This is a genomic window from Streptomyces sp. NPDC043427 (genome assembly GCF_056436655.1).
In genome coordinates this window covers 597995-613747 of record NZ_JBWKCC010000001.1, presented here as the reverse complement: position 1 = coordinate 613747, position 15753 = coordinate 597995, and the positions used below count along the sequence as shown (strand labels likewise).

The window sequence follows — 15753 nt, the reverse complement described above, 5'->3', positions numbered from 1 at the left end:
TGGGGCGGGTCCGGTGGGGACGGCCGGGCCCGTCGAATATGGGTGGCCCGCGCGGGGGAGCACGGGCCATCCATGGATACGGAGGCTGGGGTGGGGCTGTTCAACTGTTGTGGAACGAGTGTGGTTTCACGGGTTTCAGTGGCTGAAGGTGTGGATTGTCGTCGTGCGGTACGTCTGTCCTGGTCGCAGCACGGTCGACGGGAACGACGGCTGGTTCGGGGAGTCGGGGAAGTGCTGGGTCTCCAGGCAGAGGGCGTCGCCCTGGCGGTAGACGGTGCCGCCGCTGCCGACGAGGGTGCCGTCGAGGAAGTTGCCCGAGTAGAACTGCAGGCCCGGTTCGGTGGTCGCGATCCTCAGGGTGCGGCCGGAGGCCGGGTCCCGGAGGGTGGCCACGTGCTCGGGGCGGTCCGTGAGGCCCTTGTCGAGGACGTAGTTGTGGTCGATGCCCTTGCAGTGCAGGAGCTGCGGGTGGGCGACGCGCAGGTCCCGGCCGACCGTCTTGGCCTCGCGGAAGTCGAACGGGGTGCCCGCCACGTCCGCCGGTTCGCCGGTGGGGATGAGTCCCGCGTCCACGGGCAGGTAGCGGGAGGCGGCGATCTGCAGCTCGTGGTCGTGGACCGAGCCGCCGGCCTCGCCGGCGAGGTTCCAGTAGACGTGACTGGTGAGGTTGACGACGGTGGCCCTGTCGGTGGTGGCCTCGTAGTCGATGCGCCAGTCGCCGTCGCCGGTGAGGGTGTACGTCACCTTCACCTTCAGCGTGCCCGGGTGGCCCATCTCGCCGTCGGCGCTGGTGAGGTACAGGCGCAGGCCGACGTCGGGGCCCTCGGTGAACGGCTCGACCTCCCAGACGCGCCGGTCGAAGCCCTCCGGACCGCCGTGCAGGGTGTTGTCGCCGTCGTTGACGGGCAGCTGGTGGCTCTCGCCGTCCAGGGTGAAGCGGCCCTTGGCGAGGCGGTTGCCGAACCGGCCGATCAGCGCTCCGAAGTACGGGCTGCCGGCGACGTAGTCCCCGATGTTGTCGAAGCCGAGGGAGACGTTGGCGTACCGGCCGTGCCGGTCGGGGATCTCCAGGGACTGGACGACCCCGCCGTAGTCGAGGACCTTCAGCCGGGTCCCGCCGTTCTCCAGGGACCAGCTGGAGACCTTCGTGCCGTCGGCGAGCTCGCCGAAGAGCTTCTTCACCACTTCCTGCCTTCCCCGGACAAAGAAAACCCAGACAAAGAAAACCCCAGACAAAGAAAAAACGGGCCCCGCCTTCCGGCGGGGCCCGTTCCGGTTTCAGGAACCGGACTTGCGCTTGTTCCACACGTCGAAGCCGACCGCGGCCAGCAGGGCGAGGCCCTTGATGACCTGCTGCCAGTCGGTGCCGACGCTGAGGAGGTTCATGCCGTTGTTCAGCACACCGAGGACGAGACCACCGATGATCGCGCCGAGGACGGTACCGACACCGCCGCTCATGGACGCGCCGCCGATGAACGACGAGGCGATCGCCTCGAGTTCGAAGTTCAGGCCCGCCTTCGGAGAGGCCGCGTTCAGACGGGCGGCGACCACCATGCCCGCGAGGGCCGCGAGCACGCCCATGTTCAGGAAGACGTAGAAGGTGACCTTCTTGTCCTTGACGCCGGACAGCTTCGCCGCCGGCAGGTTGCCGCCGATCGCGTAGATGTGCCGGCCAAAGACCGCGTTGCGCATGACGTAGCCGTAGCCGACCACCAGCACACCGAGGACGAGCAGGATGATCGGCGCGCCCTTGTAGCTGGCGAGCAGCATCGTGACGGCGGCGACCGCCGCGATGATGGCGACGAGCTTGAGCAGGAAGGCGTTCCTCGGCAGCACGTCCAGCGAGAACTCCTGCTGGCGCTTGCGGTCCCGGATCTCCTGGGAGACCACGAAGCCGGCCAGGACGAGGCCCAGCAGCAGCGTGATGTTGTGGTAGTTGGTGGTCGGGCCGACCTCCGGCAGGAAGCCGTTACCGAGCTTCTGCAGACCGTCCGGGAACGGGCCGAGGGTCTGGCCCTCGAGGAAGATCTCCGTCAGGCCGCGGAAGAGCAGCATCCCGGCGAGGGTGACGATGAACGACGGTATGCCGAGATACGCGATCAGGTATCCCTGCACCGAGCCGGCCACCGCGCCCACCACCAGGCACAGCACCAGGGCCAAGGGCCACGCCACATCGTGCTGAACCGTCAGCACGGCCGCGAACGCGCCCACGAACGCCGTCAACGAGCCGACCGACAGGTCGATGTGGCCCGCGATGATCACCAGCATCATGCCGATCGCGAGGATCAGGATGTAGCTGTTCTGCAGCACCAGGTTGGAGACGTTGCGGGGCAGCAGCAGGTCGCCGTCGGTCCACACCGCGAACAGGACCACGAGCAGGCCGAGCGCGATCAGCATGCCGTACTGCCGCATGTTGCGGCGCAGGCCGTCCAGCATCAGCTGCAGCAGGCCGCCTCCCGCCGCTGATCCGCCGGACTTCCCGGGCGGCGCCGGGGCCGGGGTCTTGGCGGTCACATCCGTGCTCATCGGGTTACCTCTTTGTCCTTCGTCATCTGGCGCATCAGCACTTCCTGCGTGGCCTCGGCCCGGGAGAACTCTCCCGTGAGCCGCCCCGCGGCCATGGTGTAGATGCGGTCGCACATTCCGAGCAGCTCCGGCAACTCGGAGGAGATGAAGACGACCGCCTTGCCTTCGGCGGCCAGCTTGTCGATGACCGTGTAGATCTCGTACTTGGCGCCGACGTCGATACCGCGTGTGGGCTCGTCCAGGATCAGCACATCCGGACCCGCGAAGATCCACTTGCTGAGTACGACCTTCTGCTGGTTGCCGCCGGACAGCCTGCCCACCGTCTCGAAGACGGTCGGCGCCTTGATGTTCATGGACTTGCGGAAGCCCTCGGAGACCTTCCGCTCCTCGTGCTCGTCGACCACACCGCGCTTGGCGACCTTGCCCAGGGCGGTCAGCGAGATGTTCCGGTTGATGTTGTCGATGAGGTTGAGGCCGTAGTGCTTGCGGTCCTCGGTGACGTACGCGATGCCGTGATCGATCGCCTCCGCGACGGTCTTCGTACGGATCTCCTTGCCGTCCTTGAGGACGGTGCCGCCCGCGTGCCGGCCGTAGGCGCGCCCGAAGACGCTCATCGCGAGCTCGGTGCGGCCGGCTCCCATGAGGCCCGCGATGCCGACGATCTCACCCCGGCGCACGTTGATCGACACGTCGTCGACGACCTTGCGCTGCTGGTCGATCGGGTGGTGCACGGTCCAGTCGCGGATCTCCAGCGCGGGGGCCGCGCCCACCTCCGCCTCGTGCGGTGTGCGCTCGGGGAAGCGGTTGTCGAGGTCGCGGCCGACCATGCCGCTGATGATCCGGTCCTCGGTCGTCTCCGGCGCCTTCACGTCGAGCGTCTCGATGGACCGCCCGTCGCGGATGATCGTCACCGAGTCGGCGACCTTGCGGATCTCGTTGAGCTTGTGGGAGATGATGATCGAGGTGATGCCCTGGTTCTTCAACTCCAGGATCAGGTCGAGGAGTTTGCCGCTGTCCTCGTCGTTCAGCGCCGCGGTGGGCTCATCCAGGATGAGCAGCTTCACCTTCTTCGACAGCGCCTTCGCGATCTCCACCAGCTGCTGCTTGCCCACGCCGATGTCGGCGACGCGGGTCTCCGGGTGGTCGTCGAGACCGACCCGGCGCAGCAGGTCGGTGGCGTGCCGCAGGGTTTCCCTCCAGTCGATGAACCCGCCCTTGGCGTGCTCGTTGCCGAGGAAGATGTTCTCCGCCAGCGAGAGGTACGGCGACAGCGCCAGCTCCTGGTGGATGATGACGATGCCGCGCTCCTCGCTCGCGCGGATGTCCTTGAACTCGCAGACGTCACCCTCGAAGAGGATGTCACCCTCGTACGTGCCGTGCGCATGGACGCCGGAGAGCACCTTCATCAAGGTTGACTTGCCAGCGCCGTTCTCACCGCAGATGGCGTGGACCTCGCCCTGGCGGACGGTCAGCGTGACGTCCGACAGCGCTTTGACACCGGGAAAGGTCTTGACGATCGAGCGCATTTCCAGGACGGGTCCCGCCATGGTCGTGCCTTCCAATCAGTAGGTCTGACGGTTACTTGAGGTCGGACTCGGTGTAGTAGCCGCCATCGACCAGGACCTGCTTGTAGTTCGACTTGTCGACGCTCACCGGCTGGAGCAGGTAGGCCGGCACGACCTTGGAGCCGTTGTTGTAGGTCTTGGTGTCGTTGACCTCCGGCTTCTTGCCGTTGAGGACCGAGTCGACCATGTTCGAGGCGACCTTGGCCAGCTCACGGGTGTCCTTGTAGACGGTCTGCGTCTGCTGGCCCGCGATGATCGACTTCACCGAGGCGAGCTCGGCGTCCTGGCCGCTGATGACCGGCAGCGGCTTGCTCTTGGAGCCGTAGCCGTCCGACTTCAGCGCGGCGAGGATGCCGATGGAGATGCCGTCGTAGGGCGAGAGCACGGCGTCGACCTTGTCGCTCTTGTAGGTCGAGGTGAGGACGTCCTCCATGCGCTTCTGCGCGGTGGCGCCGTCCCAGCGCAGGGTGGTGACCTGGGTCAGCTTGGTCTGGCCGGACTTGACGACGAGCTGCTTCTTGTCGATGTACGGCTGCAGGACCTTCATCGCGCCGCCGAAGAAGTACTTCGTGTTGTTGTCGTCGTTGGAGCCGGCGAACAGCTCGATGTTGAACGGGCCCTTCTTGGAGCCGTCCTTCAGACCCAGCTTCTCGACGAGGTAGCCGGCCTGCAGCTCGCCGACCTTCTCGTTGTCGAACGACGCGTAGTAGTCGACGTTCGGCGTGCCGAGGATCAGACGGTCGTAGGCGATGACGGGGATGTCCGCGTCCTTCGCCTGCTGAAGCACGTTGTTCAGCGACTTGTTGTCGATGGCCGCGACGATCAGGCCCTTGACACCCTGCGTGATCAGGTTCTCGATCTGCGAGACCTGCTGGTCGGGGTCGTCCTCGCCGTAGACCAGCTTGGTCTTGTAGCCCTTGGACTGGAGGTCCTTGACGACGTTCTTGCCGTCGGCGATCCAGCGCTCGGAGGACTTGGTCGGCATCGCGATGCCGATGGTCCCGCCCTTGGCGCTGCCCTTGTCCTCCTTGGCACCTCCCTCGCTGTTCTGGCCGCAGGCGGACAGGGTGAGGGCGAGGGACGCGGCTCCGGCTATGGCGGCGAGAGCGGCTCTGCGGTTACGCATGGTCATCATCCTTGATGGTTGTGCAGGGGTCGGTCTCGCGATGCGAGGACACTCCCGGCAGGATCGGTTGCCGGGACACCGAACAGATGTGTGGGATTCTGCGTGCTTGTGGGAGCTTCTGTGAAGCGAGGTTTCCGGAACGTTATGACCCGATGGCGAACCTGTTGAGTTCGCCGGGAAGCCGGGAGCCCAGCGGGGCCATGTCGCCGGCCGCTCCGTGCCGCTCGAGCAGGTCCAGGGCGAGCCGGCCGCGCCGCACCCGCTCCTTGGCCGTGGACAGTGTCAGGTCCCGCATGTGGTGCCCGTAAGGGTAGATCCCCGGGGCCTTGGACAGGCCGAACTTCAGATACAGCGGCGCACCGCGCCGGATCAGCTCGGCGATCTCGTACATCCGGATGTAGCCGCCCAGATCGTCGGGCGCCTCGACGTACATGTCCATGGGAGCGCCCGACACCCGCCGGATCTCCGTGAGGTGATCGAGCGTCAGGTCGCTGGGCACGTTGATCGAGTCGCCGCCCAGACGCTCGTACACCGCGTACGCCGTCGGGTTGACCGGACCGATGAGCGCGGACACCTTCAGCGTGGTGTCGGCCGGGATGATGCCGGCCGCACGCGCCCGGTGCAGCGTCCACAGCACGCCCTCGTCGGCCACGAGCAGGCACTTGACGCCCAGCTCCGTGGCCCGCACGGCGTCTTCCACACAGCCGGCCACCGCGTCGTGGCCGCGGGCTCTGAGACCCCCGCCGCGCGAGTCGGTACGGGTGGAGCCGCCGATGTCCCACGTGCCGCGCGGGCCGGTGAAGAGGCAGAGCTCGATGTCGCGTTCGCCGGTGGCGTCGACCATCTCGGTGATCTCGGCGTCGGTCAGCATCCAGATGCCGCTGCCCTGGCTGATCCGGTGGACCGGCACGTCGAGGCGCGAGGCCTCCTTGAGGACGACGGCCAGCGCTTCCGGCCCCTCGCACGAGGGGATCTCGGTGCGCCAGCGGCCGCCACCCGGGAAGGTGTGGGGCGAGGCGTCGGCGGGGGAGAGCTCGGGCGCGCCCAGGCCGAGCGCGGCGAGCGCCTGCTCACCGGGTCGACGGGGCGCCGTGGCGGAGACGTCGGTCACTGAGTGTCCTTCGTGTTCGATATTTCGGGCGAGGTTCGCGACTCAAGGCGTACGTATGTGGGTGTACGCCGGTACGGGGACCGTCAGGTCGCCCCCGTACCGGCGTACGTCTATGGGCGGAGCAGGACCTTGCCCACCTTCGGATCGCCGGATCCCACCAGCTCGATGGCCTGCGAGAACTCTGCGAGCGGCAGCTCGTGCGTGATCAGCGGCGTCGGATCGAGCAGCCCGGCGCCGAAGACCCGCACGGTGTGCGCCCAGGCGTCCGGCGGCGCCCCGAAGACGGTGTGCACCTCCAGCTGCCGTACGACCAGGTCGGTGGGGTCGAGGCCCTCCGCGCCCGGCGCCGGGATACCGGTCAGGACCAGCCGGCCGCCGCGCCTGAGCAGCGCGGCGGAGGTCCGCGCGGCGGACGCGGACCCGGCGGTCTCGATCACCACGTCGAAGTCGTCGGGGAGCTCCTCGTCGCGCAGCCGGAAGTCGGTGGCCCCGTACTGCCGCGACAGCGCCTCCCGGTCGCCCTTGGTGCCGACGACGAGCAGCTCGGCCGGGGAGCCCGCCTTCAGGAACTGCACGGCGAACATGCCGAGCGTCCCGGTGCCGACCACCGCGACCCGCTCACCGGGCCGGGCGTTCGCCTTGATCGCGGCGGCCGCGATGCAGGCGGCCGGCTCCAGCAGGGCGGCGGCGGACAGGTCGGCGTCGTCCGGCAGGGCGTGCAGCAGCCGCGCGGGGAGGGTGAGCGTGCTCGCCATCGCCCCCGGCTGCGTGAAGCCCGTCTCCTCGTATCCGGCCGTGCACAGGGTCGTCTCGCCCGCGTGGCAGCGGTCGCACACCTGGCAGTTGCGGAAGCCCTCGCCTACGACCTTGCGGCCGACCAGCGACTCCGGTACCCCGGTGCCGACCGCCTCCACCGTCCCGGACCACTCGTGGCCCGGGGTCAGCGGATAGCGGACGTAGCCCTCGGGCCGGTTGCCCTGGTAGACCTCGCGGTCGCTGCCGCAGATGCCCACGGCGTGCACCCGGACGAGTGCCTCACCGGCCTCCGGCTGCCGGGGCTCGTGCGAGGTGAGCCGGTGCTCGCCCGGCGCCTCGATCACGACAGCGGTGCTCACTTGGAGCCCTTCGGCTTGCGCTGCTCCCAGCCCTCGGCCCACAGGTCGAAGCGGGCCTGCTGCTGCGGGAACTCGGCCGCCGCGTCGACGTCCAGCTCCACACCGAGACCCGGCGCGTCGGAGAGGTGGAAGTAGCCGTCCACGACCTGCGGCGCGCCCTTGATCACCTTCTTGATGTCCGCGTCCGCGAAGTCGTTGAAGTGCTCGAGGATCTTGAAGTTCGGCGCGGTGAAGCCGACCTGGAGGGAGGCGGCGGTCAGGACCGGCCCGCCCACGTTGTGCGGGGCCACCAGCATGTAGTGGGTCTCGGCGGTGGCGGCCAGCTTGCGGGTCTCCCAGATGCCGCCGATGTGGCCGACGTCGGGCTGGATGATGTCGACGGCCTGGCTCTCGAAGAGCTCGCGGAACTCGATCCGGTCGTGGATGCGCTCACCGGTGGCGACCGGCATGTCGACCTTGGCGGCGACCTTCTCCAGCGCCTTCAGGTTCTCCGGCGGAACCGGCTCCTCCAGCCAGGCCGGCTTGAATGGCGCGAGCTCCTTGGCCAGGCGGACCGCGGTGGCCGGGGAGAAACGGCCGTGCATCTCCAGCATCAGCTCGGCGTCCGGGCCGATGGCGTCGCGGACGGCCTCGATGAGGGAGACGGCGTACAGGCTCTGCTCGTGGTCGAGCTCGAAGTGGCCGGTGCCGAAGGGGTCGATCTTGAGCGCCTTGTAGCCGCGCTCCATGACCCCGCGGGCGGCCTTGTGGTAGGCCTCCGGGGTGCGCTCGGTGGTGTACCAGCCGTTGGCGTAGGCCTTGACCTTGTCGGTCACCTTGCCGCCCAGCAGCTGCCAGACCGGCACGCCGAGGGCTTTGCCCTTGATGTCCCAGCAGGCCATCTCGATGACGGCGATCCCGGACATCACGATCTCGCCCGCGCGGCCGTAGTCGCCGTACTTCATCCGCTTGACGAGGTCCTCGACAGCGAACGGGTCCGACCCGAGAATGTGATTGTTCTCGGCTTCCCGCAGGTAGCCGAGCAGCGCGTCGGTGTGGCCCAGCATCCGGGTCTCGCCGACTCCGGTGATGCCCTCGTCGGTGTGCACCTGGACGTAGGTCAGGTTGCGCCACGGCGTCCCGACCACGTGTGTGCTGATTCCGGTGATGCGCACGGCAGTTGCCCCTTGCTGCTTCGTCGGTAAGCGTACGTCGGCTGGTGTAGGTGCGTCTCGGCGTGTTCGAGATTTCGTCACGCGTTCGAAATGCTGGGCAGACAGTAAGGACGGGGCGCCTCGAGTGTCAATGGGTCGCACACATAACGGTTTCGACAGTTTCGATGGCCGGTTTCGAGGTGATCTCGGGGAGAAGGGGTGGTGATGCCGCGATTCCCGTGGGAAGCCGCAAGTTGGAGTGGAATGGTGGGCCGTTTCCTTCAGGGGGTGTGCCGGAACGGTGGGTTTCCCACATAACTTTCACAGAGGACCCTAGGAACGTCACCTGGCCGGAACTTAGTCTTCCCGCGTCATGGACTACTGCCACCCGTGCCGACGGCACCTCAACGGCGCCCTCGCCTGCCCGGGCTGCGGCGCCCCAGCGGAACCTCTACGCGCGTACGTGCAGCAGGCGGACGTGCGGCAGGCGGACGTGCGGCAGACCGACGCCGACGAGCCGTACGAGACCGGGACCGGCCGGGAGGCGGGCGGCTACGACGCTCACGACGGGAGCGGCCGCGACGACGAGGGTGAGCCGCGCGGCCGAGCTGCCAGGCGCCGCGAGCAGGGGCGTCGCCGGGGGCCTGGGCGAGGCGCCGACGAGGAGGCGTACGGGGCCGAGGCCGGCGCGGACGACTGGGACGGCGAGGACGAGGACGAGCCGCGGGGGCGGGCGGCTCGGCGTGGGGACCGAGGCCGTCGACGAGGGCGTGGGCGGGGGGTCGTCGAGGAGGCGACCGGGCCCGCCGGTGCGGTCGCGAGTCGTCGGGACCGCAAGGCGGCCGCGCACCGGCGGCGCCGTCGCCGTGTCCTGCTGGTCGCAGCAGGCTTCGTGCTGGCGGCGGGCGGTCTGAGCCTCGCGGAGCTGGGCCTGGACGCGCCGGGCTCGCACCCCAAGGAGGCGAGCGCCGGGGACGCTTCGGCGGAGGGCGGAACCTCGGCGGAGGCGGAGGAGACGGCACGCCCGGCGGAGGCTCCCAACGGCAAGGGTGGCGGCGGGAGTTCGACGTCGGCCTCCCCGGACGCCTCGGCGTCCGCCTCACCCTCCGCGTCCCCGTCGGAGAGCGAGTCGGGCAAGCCCGACGAGGACAAGGACAAGGACGCCCAGTCGGCGACGAGGGCCCCGCGGCCCACCAGCCCGACGACGGCCCCGCCGGCGAACCCCACCCCGACGACCGCCCCCACCTCCGCCCCGGCCACCTCGAAGCCGGAGCCGGCCCCTTCACCTTCGGAGACGTGCAACCGCTTCTTGTGGTGGTGCACGTAAGGCACTTGGGGCACGGGCGCCCCGTCCGCACCGAGACTCACCAATCGTTTTCGGCCAACTGGCGTGGCACGGAACCCGTCTTGAACGTCGCCCAGACCGTCTTGCCGACCACGTGTTCGGTCACGCCGAAGTCGTCGGCCAGCTCTCGCGCCAGGAGGAGACCGCGGCCTGAGCACTCGTCAGGGGGAGGGTCGGGCCGCAGGTGATGGGCGGTCAGCCGGCGGTCGCCGGTGTCGCGGACCTCCAGGCGGATCACCGTGCCGTCGAGAGAGAGGTTCACGCAGTACTCCCGGCCGGGAGGCACTCCGTGCAGCAGGGCGTTGGTGGCGAGTTCCGACACGCACAGGCGTATGTCGTCCAGCCGGTCGGTGCAGCCCCAGTCCCCGAGGACCTGGAGGGCGAAGTCCCGGGCTTCGCGCACGGAGGTGCGTGAGCGGGGGAAACGGCGTTGCCGTGGCGCGGGCATGGTGGGCGTCCTCCGTGGTTCCTGGGGCGTCCAGCGGGCGTCACGTTACTTCTGTTCACGAAAAGCGGCAAGGTCGGGCCAAAGGTACAGGGGATGGGAGTGGTTCGGACGCGTCGCCTAACGTGTAGGGCACAAAAGGCCGGAGAGCCCCGACGGGAGGACGTCTTGAGCGCGAGCAGCTGGGTCAGCACGTCGTTGCCGTATCTGACGCCCCGCCGGTCGGGACACGGCGACGCCTGGGGCGCCGAGGCGGCCGCCCGGGGCCGACGGGGCAGCCAGCGGATCGCGCACGCCGGCGAGGTACCCGCGCCGGCCGCCGTCGCCGAGCTGTTCGCCATCGCCGAGGGCGAGCCCGTCGTCGTACGACGACGGCTGATCCTCCTCGACGAGGAGCCGAACGAACTGACCGACACCTACTACCCGATCGGCATCGCCCGCGACACCGCCCTCGCCCGCCCCGCCAAGATCCCCGGCGGCGCCGTCACCCTCCTCGCCGAACTGGGCCACGTCGGCGCCCTCGTCCGGGAGGACGTGACCGCCGGGATGCCCGACGAGGAGGAGCGCACGACCCTGCGCACCGCGCCCGACGAGCCCGTGCTCCGGCTGATCAGGCTCACCCTCGACCGCGACGACCGGCCGATCCAGGTCGACCGTATGGTGATGCCCGCCCTCCGGCAGCGACTGCGCTACGAGATCAGGATCGGGTGACGCCGTGCCCAAGGCCGAACCGGACGCCCCCGACCGCCGTTCGCTGCACGAGCGGATCGCGGCCGACCTGCGGGACGAGATCATGGGCGGGGAACTGCCGCCGGGCGCCAACCTGCCGTCCACCGCGCAGCTGAAGACCCGTTTCGACGCCTCCAACGCCACCGTGCAGAAGGCCCTGCACCTGCTGAAGGAGGAGGGGCTGGTGATCGGCCGGGCGGGCGCGGCGGTCACGGTCCGCGAGCACCGCCGGCGCACGGTGCGGCCTGCCGCCTCCATGGCCACGGGCGGCCCCGGGCAGACCTACGGCTGGCTCACCGAGGCGGCCGGGCACGGCGCGCAGGCCCGCAGCGCGCTCCTCGACGTCAGCGAATGCCGCCCGCCCGCCGACGTCCGCGCGGCCTTCGGCCTCCCGGAGGACGGCACGGTGTTACAGCGCGGCCAGCTCCTGCTGGTGGACGGCGAACCCGCCGAACTGGTCACCTGCTACTACCCCTGGGAGATCGCCCGGGACACGGCGCTGATGGACCGCCGCCGGATCAGGGGCGGAACGCCCGCCCTCCTCGCACAGCTCGGCCACCCGCCCCGCCGGAGCGTGGACCGGGTCTCCGCCCGTGTCCCCACCCAGGAGCAGTACCGGGCGCTCCGGCTCACCAGCAGCACCCCGGTCCTGCGCACGCTCCGCATCGTCCACAGCGAGGGCGAACGGCCCGTCGAGGCGACGGTGATGGTGAAGGCGGGGCACCTGTACGAGGTGCAGTACGAGTTCGTCCCCGAGTGACGAGTCGATCCCCGGGCGATTGGATCTCGGGGCCTATGCGGCGGTGTCCGTGCGCAGCATCCGCGCCAGCAGCCCCCGCAGCACCAGCCGCTCCTCCTCCGACAGACCGGCCAGCGGCTCCCGGGCGAAGTGCAGCGACTCGCGCAGTCCCCGGGCCACCCGGCGCCCCTCGTCGGTCGCCGCCGCGACCTTCACCCGGCGGTCGGCCGGGTCCGGGCGCCGCTCGACCAGACCGCGCGACTCCAGGCGGTCCACGATCCCCGTCACGTTCGACGGCTCGCACTTCAGTTTCTGCGCCAGTTTGCGCATCGGCAGCGGCTCCAGGGAGAGCAGGCTGAGCAGCCGGGCCTGCGCGCCGGTGAGCGTGTGACCGGCGGCGGCTTCCTCGTAGTCCTCGTAGTAGCGGGCCACGACCTCCCCGATCAGCTCGACGACTTCCAGCGTCAGGGCGTCGGGTCGGCGGGTCTGCTGTGGTGTGACCATGCGATCCAGGGTACCCGTTTACTTGACAACCTGAAATATTCAGGAGCATGGTTGTTTCAGGTACTGAAGTAAATGGAAAGGTCTGGTCATGATCAACCGCGAATGGCACCTGCTCAGCCGCCCGGTCGGCTGGCCGAAGCCCGAGGACTTCGCCATGGTCGAGGCGGAGGTCCCCACGCCGGGCGAGGGTCAGGTGCTGGTGCGGAACAAGTACCTCTCCGTCGACCCCTACATGCGTGGCCGCATGAGCGCCGCCAAGTCCTACGTCGCCCCCTTCGAACTCGGCAAGGCCATGCAGGGCGGCGCCGTCGGTGAGGTCGTCGCCTCCAACGCCGAGGGCATCGCCGTCGGCGACCACGTGCTGCACTTCCTCGGCTGGCGCGAGTACGCGGCGCTGGACGCGAAGAACGCCGTCAAGGTCGACCCCGAGGCCGCGCCGCTGTCGACGTACCTCGGCGTGCTCGGCATGACCGGCCTCACCGCCTACGCCGGCCTGCTGCGCACCGCCTCCTTCAAGGAGGGCGACGCCGTCTTCGTCTCCGGCGCGGCCGGTGCCGTCGGCAGCCAGGTCGGCCAGATCGCCAAGCTCAAGGGCGCCTCCCGGGTCATCGGCTCCGCCGGCTCCGACGACAAGGTCAAGCTCCTCGTCGAGGAGTACGGCTTCGACGCGGCCTTCAACTACAAGAACGGCTCCGTGAGCGAGCAGCTGCGCGAGGCCGCGCCCGACGGTGTGGACGTCTACTTCGACAACGTCGGCGGCGACCACCTCGAGGCGGCCATCGGCTCCCTCAACGAGGAGGGCCGCATCGCCGTCTGCGGCATGATCTCGGTCTACAACAACACCGAGCCCGCACCCGGCCCGAGGAACCTCGCCCGCCTCATCCAGACCCGCGGCCGCATCGAGGGCTTCCTCGTCAGTGACCACTACGACCTCCAGCCCCAGTTCGTCCAGGAGATCGGCCCCTGGGTCCGCAACGGCGACCTCAAGTACCGCGAGACGGTCGTCGAGGGCATCGAGAACAACCTGGAGGCGTTCCTCGGTGTCCTGCGAGGCGACAACACGGGCAAGATGATCGTGAAGCTGTAGAGCAGTCGTGCCGCTGGGGCGGCACGGGCGGGTGCGGCGCACCCGACGACGCGGGCAAGCGCACCCGCCTTCCCCGGCACCAGCACCCCGCACAACTCGTCACGCACGAAGAAGGCCGCACCCCTGTACGTGGGGTGCGGCCTTCGTCCGTGCCGGTCCAGGACTACCGTGCCGCCAGCGCAGCCCTGTGCACCGCCCCCACCAACCGCTCGTTCTCCGGCGCCGCCCCACCGGGGAACGCGTTGCGCCGCCGCGTGTAGCCGTACGCCAACCCGCTCCGCGGATCCGCGAACGCCTGACTCCCACCCGCGCCGCTGTGTCCGAAGGCCCCCGCGCCCAGGAACGCATGCCACGTGTCAGCGGTCGCCTGGAAACCGAGCCCGTACGACTTGTGAGTACGGGCCACCAGGTCGTACCCCACGGAGTGGAACTGCCCGAACTCCGCCACCGTGTCCTCCTTCAGCAGCGGCGCCTTCCCGTCCACGTCACTGATCGCCGCCGCGTACATCCCGGCGAGCCCGCGCGCGGAAGCCACCCCACCGACCGACGCCGGCCCCTTCGCACGGACCGTACGGTCGTTGGGCAGGGCCACCAGGTCGGTCGGATCGTCGGTGTGCCGGTTGAAGGCGATGGACGCGAGGGTGTGCGGCCCCGAGGCCAGCGAGTCCAGGAGCGCCTGCTGCTTGGCGGTCGGCTCCATCGGCTGCACCGGCCGGAAACGGGGCTCGTGCACGGCCGGCAGCCCCAGGAAGAAGTCCAGCCCGTAAGGAGCGCGGACCCGCTCCTCGTACACCTCCTGGAGCGTACGGCCCGTGGCCCGCCGTACGACCTCGCCGGTGAGCGCGCCGATGACCAGCGCGTGGTAGCCGAAGGCCGTGCCGGGACGCCAGAACGGCCGCTGGTCGGCGAGGCGTTCGGCGAGCAGCCGGTCGTCGGCCAGCTCCGCCGCCGTGAAGCCGGTGTCGGTGCCGACGAGCCCCGCCCGGTGGGCGAGCAGTTCGCGCAAGGTCAGGGCGCCCTTGCCCTCAGCGGCGAACTCGGGCCAGTAATAGGTCACTTTGCGGTCGAGTTCCAGCGTGCCGTCCTGGACGAGGAGCGCGACCACGAGGTGCGCGGCGCCCTTGCTGGACGAGTACACGCCGTACAGGGACCCGGCGTCGACGCCGTCCCCGGCCCACAGGTCGACGACCCGGCGGCCACCCACGTAGGCGCTCAACTGCCCCTCGTAATCGGGCCGTTCACTGGCCACGAAAGCGGCGAACTCCTCCCGCACGGCCTCGTAGCCGTCGGCGACGGTGCCCTGGATCTCCTGCGTCATCCGCTCTCCTCAACTTCAGCCGCTGTGTGCGTGTGCCATGGTGAACAATGCCCGTCCGACCTGGGTGAATTCTCAGCTGCTGTGGATCGGTACGGTGAGGCGGGCCCTTTCGACTCAACGCCCCCCGCAGACCGGCCGCAGGCGATCGAGCCACCCCTCGATAGAGTTCGGCCATGCGTGATCTCGGGGCGGGTTTCGGATATCTCCTGAAGGGCCAGCGATGGGTGGCCCGGCACGGCAAGCAGTACGGCTTCGGGCTCGTCCCCGGGCTGATAACGCTGGTCCTCTACGCGGCGGCGCTCGTCGCCCTCGCCCTGTGGGGTCAGGACTTCGTCGCCTGGGCGACCCCCTTCGCCGACGACTGGTCGAGCCCCTGGCTCGGCCTCTTCCGCGGCTTCCTCACCGTCGTCCTGTTCGCCCTCGCCCTTCTCCTCTCCGTCCTGACCTTCACCGCGGTCACCCTCCTCGTCGGCCAGCCCTTCTACGAGAGCCTCTCCGAGAAGGTCGACCGTGACGTGTCCCCCGACGGCACGGCGCCCGAGTCCGGTCTTCCGCTCTGGCGCGAGCTGTGGATCTCGGCCCGCGACAGTCTGCGCATCGTGGTGCGGGCGCTGCTGTGGGCGGTCCTGCTCTTCGCCCTCGGCTTCCTCCCGTTCGTCGGCCAGACCGTCGTCCCGGTGCTCGGCTTCTTCGTCACCGGCTTCTTCCTCACCGAGGAGCTCACCGCGGTCGCCCTCCAGCGGCGAGGCGTCGAACTGCGCGAGCGCCTCGCGCTCCTGCGTTCCCGCAAGACCCTCGTGTGGGGCTTCGGTACCCCCCTCGGCCTCGCCTTCCTCGTCCCCTTCGTCGCGGTCTTCCTGATGCCGGGCGCGGTGGCGGGCGCGACGCTGCTGGCGCGGGATCTGCTGGGGGAGGAGACGGAGGAGGACGGCGACGACGCCGCCGAGGAGCCGGAACGCGCCGAGCTTCCCGGCCACACCCCCTGAACTGTCATACGAGGACCCCGCCCC

Annotated in this window: 15 protein-coding genes; 5 read left to right on the top strand and 10 right to left on the bottom strand. The window is 69.5% G+C overall.

Annotation, left to right across the window (positions count from 1 at the left end):
• Window positions 1–135 precede the first annotated feature (135 nt).
• The 7 genes from AC067M_RS02865 to AC067M_RS02835 form a co-directional block, all read right to left on the bottom strand.
• On the bottom strand, window positions 136–1185 hold the full coding sequence (locus tag AC067M_RS02865) for an aldose epimerase family protein (protein ID WP_478695167.1): 1050 nt from the start codon (window positions 1183–1185) through the stop codon (window positions 136–138).
• Between the two features lie 93 nt (window positions 1186–1278).
• A complete protein-coding gene (gene mmsB / locus AC067M_RS02860; RefSeq protein WP_478695166.1) occupies window positions 1279–2526 on the bottom strand; it encodes a multiple monosaccharide ABC transporter permease in 1248 nt (415 codons plus the stop codon).
• The gene (mmsA, locus tag AC067M_RS02855; RefSeq protein ID WP_478695165.1) at window positions 2523–4073 is read right to left on the bottom strand and encodes a multiple monosaccharide ABC transporter ATP-binding protein; all 1551 of its coding nucleotides are present in this window, start codon (window positions 4071–4073) and stop codon (window positions 2523–2525) included. The genes mmsB and mmsA overlap by 4 nt, the downstream gene beginning before the upstream one ends.
• A gap of 31 nt (window positions 4074–4104) precedes the next feature.
• Window positions 4105–5217 carry a multiple monosaccharide ABC transporter substrate-binding protein gene (chvE, locus tag AC067M_RS02850; RefSeq protein ID WP_478695164.1) on the bottom strand — a complete coding sequence of 371 codons (1113 nt, stop codon included), beginning with the start codon at window positions 5215–5217 and terminating at the stop codon, window positions 4105–4107.
• Window positions 5218–5359: 142 nt separating this feature from the next.
• Window positions 5360–6328, bottom strand: a complete 969-nt coding sequence (locus AC067M_RS02845) for a hypothetical protein (protein WP_478695163.1) — start codon at window positions 6326–6328, stop codon at window positions 5360–5362.
• Between the two features lie 110 nt (window positions 6329–6438).
• Entirely contained in the window at window positions 6439–7443 is a 1005-nt protein-coding gene (locus tag AC067M_RS02840) for a zinc-dependent alcohol dehydrogenase (RefSeq protein ID WP_478695162.1), read from the bottom strand.
• The gene (locus tag AC067M_RS02835; RefSeq protein WP_478695161.1) at window positions 7440–8597 is read right to left on the bottom strand and encodes a mandelate racemase/muconate lactonizing enzyme family protein; all 1158 of its coding nucleotides are present in this window, start codon (window positions 8595–8597) and stop codon (window positions 7440–7442) included. The genes AC067M_RS02840 and AC067M_RS02835 overlap by 4 nt, the downstream gene beginning before the upstream one ends.
• Before the next feature lie 352 nt (window positions 8598–8949).
• On the opposite strand from AC067M_RS02835, the gene AC067M_RS02830 reads away from it, so the two are divergent.
• Window positions 8950–9903, top strand: a complete 954-nt coding sequence (locus tag AC067M_RS02830) for an SCO2400 family protein (RefSeq protein WP_478695160.1) — start codon at window positions 8950–8952, stop codon at window positions 9901–9903.
• A 37-nt stretch (window positions 9904–9940) separates the two neighbouring features.
• On the opposite strand, the gene AC067M_RS02825 is transcribed toward AC067M_RS02830, so the two are convergent.
• Entirely contained in the window at window positions 9941–10369 is a 429-nt protein-coding gene (locus tag AC067M_RS02825) for an ATP-binding protein (RefSeq protein ID WP_478695159.1), read from the bottom strand.
• Window positions 10370–10534: 165 nt separating this feature from the next.
• On the opposite strand from AC067M_RS02825, the gene AC067M_RS02820 reads away from it, so the two are divergent.
• Window positions 10535–11077: a GntR family transcriptional regulator gene (locus AC067M_RS02820; RefSeq protein WP_478695158.1), complete on the top strand. Its 543-nt coding sequence runs from the start codon at window positions 10535–10537 to the stop codon at window positions 11075–11077.
• Window positions 11078–11081: 4 nt separating this feature from the next.
• On the top strand, window positions 11082–11855 hold the full coding sequence (locus tag AC067M_RS02815) for a GntR family transcriptional regulator (protein WP_478695157.1): 774 nt from the start codon (window positions 11082–11084) through the stop codon (window positions 11853–11855).
• Between the two features lie 33 nt (window positions 11856–11888).
• Here AC067M_RS02815 and AC067M_RS02810 read toward each other — a convergent pair whose 3' ends face one another.
• Window positions 11889–12338: a MarR family winged helix-turn-helix transcriptional regulator gene (locus AC067M_RS02810; RefSeq protein WP_478695156.1), complete on the bottom strand. Its 450-nt coding sequence runs from the start codon at window positions 12336–12338 to the stop codon at window positions 11889–11891.
• Between the two features lie 88 nt (window positions 12339–12426).
• Between AC067M_RS02810 and AC067M_RS02805 the strand changes: the two genes are divergently transcribed.
• Complete coding sequence (locus AC067M_RS02805; protein ID WP_478695155.1) at window positions 12427–13425, top strand: NADP-dependent oxidoreductase; 999 nt, start codon at window positions 12427–12429, stop codon at window positions 13423–13425.
• Between the two features lie 163 nt (window positions 13426–13588).
• Here the strand turns inward: AC067M_RS02805 and AC067M_RS02800 are convergent, their stop codons facing one another.
• Window positions 13589–14743 carry a serine hydrolase domain-containing protein gene (locus tag AC067M_RS02800; RefSeq protein ID WP_478695154.1) on the bottom strand — a complete coding sequence of 385 codons (1155 nt, stop codon included), beginning with the start codon at window positions 14741–14743 and terminating at the stop codon, window positions 13589–13591.
• Between the two features lie 173 nt (window positions 14744–14916).
• On the opposite strand from AC067M_RS02800, the gene AC067M_RS02795 reads away from it, so the two are divergent.
• The gene (locus AC067M_RS02795; RefSeq protein ID WP_478695153.1) at window positions 14917–15729 is read left to right on the top strand and encodes an EI24 domain-containing protein; all 813 of its coding nucleotides are present in this window, start codon (window positions 14917–14919) and stop codon (window positions 15727–15729) included.
• Window positions 15730–15753: the final 24 nt, after the last annotated feature.

What these genes read in the sequence shown, in the direction of transcription:
- mmsB (WP_478695166.1), bottom strand. Translation starts at nt 2,526, where the DNA reads ATGAGCACGGATGTGACCGCCAAGACCCCGGCCCCGGCGCCGCCCGGG.
- mmsA (WP_478695165.1), bottom strand. Translation starts at nt 4,073, where the DNA reads ATGGCGGGACCCGTCCTGGAAATGCGCTCGATCGTCAAGACCTTTCCC.
- chvE (WP_478695164.1), bottom strand. Translation starts at nt 5,217, where the DNA reads ATGCGTAACCGCAGAGCCGCTCTCGCCGCCATAGCCGGAGCCGCGTCC.
- AC067M_RS02830 (WP_478695160.1), top strand. Translation starts at nt 8,950, where the DNA reads ATGGACTACTGCCACCCGTGCCGACGGCACCTCAACGGCGCCCTCGCC.
- AC067M_RS02825 (WP_478695159.1), bottom strand. Translation starts at nt 10,369, where the DNA reads ATGCCCGCGCCACGGCAACGCCGTTTCCCCCGCTCACGCACCTCCGTG.
- AC067M_RS02810 (WP_478695156.1), bottom strand. Translation starts at nt 12,338, where the DNA reads ATGGTCACACCACAGCAGACCCGCCGACCCGACGCCCTGACGCTGGAA.
- AC067M_RS02805 (WP_478695155.1), top strand. Translation starts at nt 12,427, where the DNA reads ATGATCAACCGCGAATGGCACCTGCTCAGCCGCCCGGTCGGCTGGCCG.
- AC067M_RS02800 (WP_478695154.1), bottom strand. Translation starts at nt 14,743, where the DNA reads ATGACGCAGGAGATCCAGGGCACCGTCGCCGACGGCTACGAGGCCGTG.
- AC067M_RS02795 (WP_478695153.1), top strand. Translation starts at nt 14,917, where the DNA reads ATGCGTGATCTCGGGGCGGGTTTCGGATATCTCCTGAAGGGCCAGCGA.